The 6,454-nt window shown below is 64.5% G+C and carries 8 protein-coding genes; 1 reads left to right on the top strand and 7 read right to left on the bottom strand.

All coding sequences use genetic code 11. The annotated features are described in order from the left end of the window. Positions 1 to 182: 182 nt before the first annotated feature. The 5 genes from KZ498_RS14520 to KZ498_RS14540 all read right to left on the bottom strand — a co-directional run bounded on the left by KZ498_RS14520 (position 183) and on the right by KZ498_RS14540 (position 3,552). Positions 183 to 1,229 (bottom strand): FAD-dependent oxidoreductase, encoded by a 1,047-nt coding sequence (locus KZ498_RS14520; RefSeq protein WP_312619708.1) that lies wholly within the window; start codon positions 1,227 to 1,229, stop codon positions 183 to 185. Next, positions 1,230 to 1,589 (bottom strand): thioredoxin, encoded by a 360-nt coding sequence (gene trxA / locus KZ498_RS14525; protein WP_312619710.1) that lies wholly within the window; start codon positions 1,587 to 1,589, stop codon positions 1,230 to 1,232. It lies immediately after the preceding gene. A gap of 163 nt (positions 1,590 to 1,752) precedes the next feature. Beyond that, positions 1,753 to 2,154, bottom strand: coding sequence for a helix-turn-helix domain-containing protein (locus tag KZ498_RS14530; protein WP_312619725.1), 402 nt, complete (start codon positions 2,152 to 2,154; stop codon positions 1,753 to 1,755). A 185-nt stretch (positions 2,155 to 2,339) separates the two neighbouring features. Next, entirely contained in the window at positions 2,340 to 3,398 is a 1,059-nt protein-coding gene (locus KZ498_RS14535; protein ID WP_312619711.1) for a sulfite exporter TauE/SafE family protein, read from the bottom strand. Beyond that, positions 3,388 to 3,552, bottom strand: a complete 165-nt coding sequence (locus KZ498_RS14540) for a hypothetical protein (protein WP_312619712.1) — start codon at positions 3,550 to 3,552, stop codon at positions 3,388 to 3,390. Before KZ498_RS14540 ends, KZ498_RS14535 begins: the two co-directional genes overlap by 11 nt. Before the next feature lie 261 nt (positions 3,553 to 3,813). Here KZ498_RS14540 and KZ498_RS14545 point away from each other — a divergent pair, with 261 nt between their 5' ends. After that, positions 3,814 to 4,659 carry a universal stress protein gene (locus KZ498_RS14545; RefSeq protein ID WP_312619713.1) on the top strand — a complete coding sequence of 282 codons (846 nt, stop codon included), beginning with the start codon at positions 3,814 to 3,816 and terminating at the stop codon, positions 4,657 to 4,659. Positions 4,660 to 4,736: 77 nt separating this feature from the next. On the opposite strand, the gene KZ498_RS14550 is transcribed toward KZ498_RS14545, so the two are convergent. Together KZ498_RS14550 and KZ498_RS14555 are read right to left on the bottom strand one after the other, a co-directional pair. Further along, entirely contained in the window at positions 4,737 to 5,912 is a 1,176-nt protein-coding gene (locus tag KZ498_RS14550; protein WP_312619714.1) for an inorganic phosphate transporter, read from the bottom strand. 12 nt (positions 5,913 to 5,924) lie between these two features. After that, on the bottom strand, positions 5,925 to 6,359 hold the full coding sequence (locus KZ498_RS14555; RefSeq protein ID WP_312619726.1) for a YeeE/YedE family protein: 435 nt from the start codon (positions 6,357 to 6,359) through the stop codon (positions 5,925 to 5,927). Positions 6,360 to 6,454 lie beyond the last annotated feature (95 nt).

Below are 6,454 nucleotides of genomic sequence, written 5' to 3' on the forward strand. Positions count from 1 at the left end.
CTTTTCGGGGCTCTCAGCTACGGTACTGTACCGCGGTGACTAGCGGACAGCACGGGTTCCTCGGCCCGGTGATCCGCTCTCTCGACGGCGGACGCCTCCAGAGACCGAGTAGTCGCTGCCAGACGTACTCGAAGAGGATGTCGCAGAACTACCCCGAAAGCGAGGTGGTGTGATTGGAGCGGTCACGGAGCCGACTGGTCCGGACTGACCGTCGCCCTGACCGTCGATCCACTTGCGTCCCGTAGCGTCTCGAGGAACTCCTCGGCGTCGAGCGCGGCCATACTCCCGGTGCCGGCGGATGTGACCGCCTGCCGATAGCGGGGGTCAGCGACGTCGCCGGCAGCGAACACACCGTCGACGGACGTCCGTGCCGTTGGCCGCCCGGCGTCGTCGGTCTGTGTGAAAACGTAGCCACTCTCGTCCCGTTCGACACCAGTCCCGTCGAGGAACTGCGTGTTCGGTGTGTGGCCCACGGCGTAGAACACGCCGCCGACATCGACCGTCTCCCGTTCGACAGCCGTCCCGGACTCGGCCTTCTCCCTCGGGTATCCGTCGGGGTGGGAAACGAGTACGGCGTCGGTGACGCCTTCCGCCTGCGAGCCCTGGACGGCTTCCAGTTCCGTGTTCCAGCGGAACTGGATTTTGTCGTGGTCGCGGGCCCGGTCGGCCATGATCTCGGACGCACGCAGTTCCTCGCGCCGGTGGACGATTGTCACGGAGTCGGCAAACTTCGCGAGGAAGAGTGCCTCTTCCATCGCGCTGTCGCCACCGCCGATGACGAGGAGGTCGTCGCCGCGGTGGAACGCGCCGTCACAGGTCGCACACGTCGAGAGCCCGTGCCCCATTAGTTCCCCCTCGTTTTGCGCACCGACCCAGCGGGCGCTCGCACCGGTGGCGACGATCAGCGACCGTGCGTGAATCGTGTCGCCGGTCGACAGCGACAGCTCCAGGGGCTGGCCGTCAAGGGCCGCGTCGTCGATGCGGCCGTGCCGGAACGCTGCGCCGAACTGTTCGGCCTGCTCCTTCCCGCGCTGGACCAGCTCCATGCCGCCGACGCCGTCGGGGAATCCGAGGTAGTTCTCGACATCGGTCGTCAGGGTGAGCTGACCACCCGGCTGTTCGCCCTCGAGAACGAGGGGGTCGAGGTCGGCCCGTGCGGCGTAGACCGCTGCCGAGAGGCCAGCTATCCCCGAGCCAGCGATAACGAGATCTCGTTTCTCGTCGGTCATTTACTCGGTGTACCTCGCGAGCAGGGAGCGCAGTTGCTGTTCGCCCTGCACCCCGACCATCTCTTCGGCCTGCTCGCCGTCGACGAACAGAATCAGCGTCGGGACGCCCCGGACGCCGTACGCCCCGGCGAGTTGCTGGTTGGCGTCGACGTCGACCTTCGCGACAACCGCGTCGGTCTCTGCCGCGATCGTTTCGACGATGGGTTCGAGCATCTGGCAGGGGCCACACCAGTCGGCGTAGAAGTCGACCAGAACGACGTCGTGCTTTCCGACGATATCATCGAGGTGGTCCGCTCCGTCGACATGAATGGGTTCGTTCGTGGTGTCGGTGCTGTCCCTGGGTGCAGTATCAGTTGCCATCACCAGTTTCTACGCACCAACACCAGTTAAGGGTTGTGGATAGTACGCACAATATTATGAAAGAGTGATGGACAACCTGAGAGACCGGTACTGTACCGCTGTTCCCATACCGGAACCAGTTCACCAATCGAGAACGAGGGGCCACGCAGAAGCGCCGGAGTTACTATTCGACCGCGGGAGCCGAGGTTTCGGACCCCTCGTACTTGTCCTCGAACTCCTGGATGAGCTGGCCCATCTTCGCGTACCAGTCGTTGAGGAGCCGCTGCATGTCGTCTGCGATCTGCGACGGGTCCGTCGGCGAGTAGACGTGGTAGTATCCGCCCTGGTCGTAGTTGACCTGGTCCTTTTCGATGAAGCCCGTCTGGAGGAGTCGCTGGACGGCGCGATAGGCGGTCGACCGCTCGCGGTCGACTGCCTCGGCGACCTCGTCGACAGTCAGTGGTCCCCCAGCCTCGACGAGCGCTCGAAAGCACTCCTTGTCTAGTTCCTTGAGACCGTGGAAACACCCCAGCAGTCCCTCACACACCATCTCTCGACGGAGCTGTTCAGACATCGAATCCGGCATCGGTATCATTGTACTGTAGACACTGGGCTGATAAAACACTTTTGTACGTTTTGCACAATTCCACGGGCGTCTAGAATGTACCGAGACGGGAACACCGCGCAAGCGGCAGGCCGTCGGCCCGCAGACGTCGGCGGAAGAGACGGCCATCCACACGGGACTGGGCAACAGTCTGGCGCGAAGACCGATCAGTCCGCAGCGGAAGTCTGCTGGCGATTCGTCACGCGGAGTGAAGATATAGCCGTATAGAGAATTGCGAGAGCGACGACGACTGCCGCGCCGATGACGAGCACCAGTCCGATCAGTTCGAGGGTCGGACTACCGATGTAGGAGCCGACTTCCCCGACGCCCACCGCGATGGCACCGACCAGTAGCATCCCGCCGAAATAGATCTTGATGCCGTCGGCGTCGACAACGGCGGTCGCTGCAGAGCCGATACGGGCACCGAGTGCGCTCCCGAACAGCAGCGGGACGACGATACCGAGGTCGACGCCGCCGCCCTGTCCATAGAGGTAGCTCCCGAGGCCACCGGAGAAGACGATCTCGAAGAGGTCAGTCCCGACAGCGACTGGCACCGGAACGCCGATGGCGTAGATCATCGCGGGCATCCGGATGAAGCCGCCACCGACGCCCAGAAAGCCCGACAGGAGGCCGGTCGCGAAGGCGACGGCCGTGATGACCCACGCTGAAACGCGGACGTCACCGCGAAGCGTCACCATCGGTGGAATCCGAACGGTCTGCTGGATGGTCCTCGCGATTTGGGGAATCTCGTACTCGCTGAGGTCCTGGTCAGTCGCCTCGTGGTCGATGCCACCAGCGCCGTCACCCGCCAGGGCGTCACGGGTAACCATGGCCCCGACGCCGCCGAGCAGGACCACGTAGGCGACACTGATGATGCCACCGGCAAGTCCCAGCGATTCGAGGTAGTAGACGCTGGCGCGTCCGGCCTCGATGCCGATGGTCGTCCCCGTAATCATAATCACGCCGAGCTTGTAGTCGACCTGCCCGAGGTCGTGGTGTTTCAGGGTCGCGATGACAGCCGTCCCGAAGACGAACGCCATCCCGCTACCGACCGCAACGGGCGCCGGGTAGTCTAGCATCAGCAGTGCAGGGGTAACGAGGAACGACCCGCCCATGCCGAAAAAGCCGAACAGGACCCCGACGACGAGCCCGAATCCGACGAACAACGCCAGCATCTCGGGACTGGTCCCCAGGATTCCGAGTCCGTCGAGGACGCTATCGAGCATCCGCCTCACCCCCGACCAGGAACTTCATGAGATATGGCCCGAAGAGCCGTTCGAGACTGCCATAGCCCACGTACAGCACGATCGCTTCCAGTAGAATCGTGCCGATGAGCAGGGCCGTCTCCGGGTCCCACGTGGGAACTTCTAGTCCCGCCATCGATTCACCCTCCGACTTCCAGACGTGGAAATTCGGTGTTGACACATTTCTGTTCAATACCCTCTACCCGGTTCGAAGGTATAACGGTTTTGGGACCAGCGCACAATACTATATTCGGGTAACCTCGACTGGAGTACTGGTAACTCATCGATAACGTATGGCAGCTGTGCAGTTTCCGGAAAACGGTCGCTGACCGTCCGAGCGTCGGCCACGCGCGAATGGAACAAAACTGTGTTGTCGGTGCTCGACGAAGTGGTCGATATGAGGGCCCTGTGTGCGACCGACCTATCGGCCGCCAGCGAGGCTGCAATAGAGAACGAGACCTGTCTCGAATGTCTGGGGCGTATCGGCATCGATACGATTCATCTCGTGACGGTTGTTCCGGCGAACGTCCATTCCGGGATGCCCGGCGTGGACTTCGATGGGCGACGCCAGCGGGGGTTAGATCGGTATCGGGCCGTGATAGAAGGGGCGGGATTCGACGTCGAGACCCATGTCGTCCGTGGGACGCCGTATCGCCGTATCAACGGTATCGCCGAAACCGTCCAGGCCGACATGACGGTCGTCGGGTCACGGGGCCAGAGCCCGCTAGAGAACCGTATCATCGGCTCGACCGCACGCAACCTCGCACGGACCACTGTCGTTCCACTGCTGGTCAACCGCGTCGAACGGGCGACCGACGACCCCGACGTCCTCCGCGAACACCTCTTCCAGCGAATCCTCTTCGCGACGGATTTCTCCGAGCACGCCGACCGGGCGTTCGACGCCTTCTCGTACCTCCGGCACGCGACCGAGGAGGCAACGCTCGTTCACGTCCAGTCGCCGAAAGACGAGGGAGCTGACGCCGATATCGACCCGCGTGAGCGGCTAGCCGAGCACGCGAGCACGCTCGAAAACTGGGACATCGAGACGCGGACCGAGGTCCGGCAAGGCGACCCCGCCGACGAGATCCTCGCCGTCGAAGCGGCGGTGACGCCGTCGACAGTCCTCGTCGGAGCAAAGGGGCGAAGCCGCATCCGGCGACTCCTGCTAGGCAGCGTCTCGGAGGAGATCGTCGCACAGGCGACGGGGAACGTTTTCCTCGTCCCACCACCCCGGGCAGTCTGAGACGGGGCAAACGAGACACGGCCACACGCTGTCGTCGGACGCTGGCAGCACACGCCACAGGTTACCGTCCGGAAAGGCTACAACAGGAACGTACCGGCAGCGTATGCGAGCACGAACGAGAGGGCGAACGAACCGGCCCACGCCCCCACAGTCAGGACGATTTTCTCCGCGTCCACCGCTTTCCGGCCGCCGACCGCGGCACCGCTCCCGATGATGGCGCTGACGACGATCTCGTTGAACGAGACCGGGACGCCGAACAGGACTGCAACCTGTGCGATCAGGAACGACGGCACGAGTGCGGAGATGGAGCGCCGCGGCCCGAGCGACGAGTAGTCCTGGGCCAGAGATTTGATCATTCGGGGTGCACCCGTCCACGACCCGGCCAGCATCCCCAGACCGCCACCGACGAGTACGGCGAACGAGGAGACCAGTCCAACCTCACCAAGGAGCGGGAGCAACGGCCCGACGGCAAGTCCGACCTGACTTCCGCCCGCAGAGAACGCGACGAGGGAGCCAAGCGCGAGCAGCACGCGCCGCAGACCACCACGCTCGTCACGGCTGATGTCCCACCAGACGACGGTGGCCACGGCCAGCGCCGCGACGCCGGTGATGACAACCCCCGACGCGAGACCGTCGACCGCCAGCGCGCGCTGACTGAACCCGCGGACGGTCCCTGACGCCGCCCCACGGCCCAGAAAGCTGAACTGTACGTTCACGAGGACGGCTCCGACGAGGCCCGCGAGCGCCGGAACGCTGTACCGCTCGGGGGCATCGGGACGCGGGAGGACACTCGCAATCCCAAACGCGATGCCGCCGCCGACGAACGGCGTCAAAACCCACACGGCTGCTATCTGCTGGTACTTCGGCCAGACCGGCGTCCCACCCAGTGCGAGACCGACGCCGATGACGGCGCCGGTCACCGTGAACGCTGTCGCAACCGGGTATCCGGTGGTGATACCGACCGCCATCAGTCCGGCACCCAGCACTAACACCAGGATGACGCCAGCGACGGGCAGGCTGATACCGCCGACAAGGCCACTGCCGACGGCTTCCGAGACGTTGCTGCCCTGCGTGACGGCGCCGACGAACCCGAAGACACCGACAAGCAGGGCGGCCCGCATCGTCGGAATCGCGTTCGCCCCGACGGCTGGGGCGAACGGCGTCGCGCCGCTCGACCCGGCACCGATGACCCACGCCATGAACAGGCTGGCGAGCGCTGCACCGACAAAGAGAGCGATCAGGGAGGGGTTCATAGAATTGTGATATTAATCCGCGCCCGTCACGGCGGCGTCGCGAGTCTCGCTCCGACTCTGCCAGTAGCCCTGGAGATACGCGCCGACGAACATCCCGGCCAGCGCCCAGAGGATAGTGACGTTACCGACACCGAGGCTCGCGTACGCCGCGCCCGGACAGATTCCGGAGAGCCCCCAGCCGACGCCGAAGATAGCACCACCGACCAGGACGTTCCGGTCGAAGGGCTTCAGCCGGCGTTCGAAGCGGTCGCCAGTCAGCGGCGCGCGGCCGAGGAGTCGGGGTGCCAGAATGAAGGTCGCTCCCGTCACGGCAGCGCCGCCGAACATCACGAACACCAGCCCGAAGTCCTCGAACTGGAGGAAATCCAGAACGACTTCCGGCCGCGCCATGTGGCTGTACGCGAGTCCGAACCCGAAGACGAGCCCGCCGACCAGAATCAGCGGCATGAACGCGGTGTGGCGGTCGTCGCTCACGTGTCGCTCCCTCCGGTCGGTCCCGGTCGCCCGTTTCGAGACGCTCGCTCCGCTGGAGTCTCGCAGCT

This window comes from Haloarcula sp. 1CSR25-25 (assembly GCF_032027985.1).
Classification (GTDB): Archaea; Halobacteriota; Halobacteria; order Halobacteriales; family Haloarculaceae; genus Haloarcula.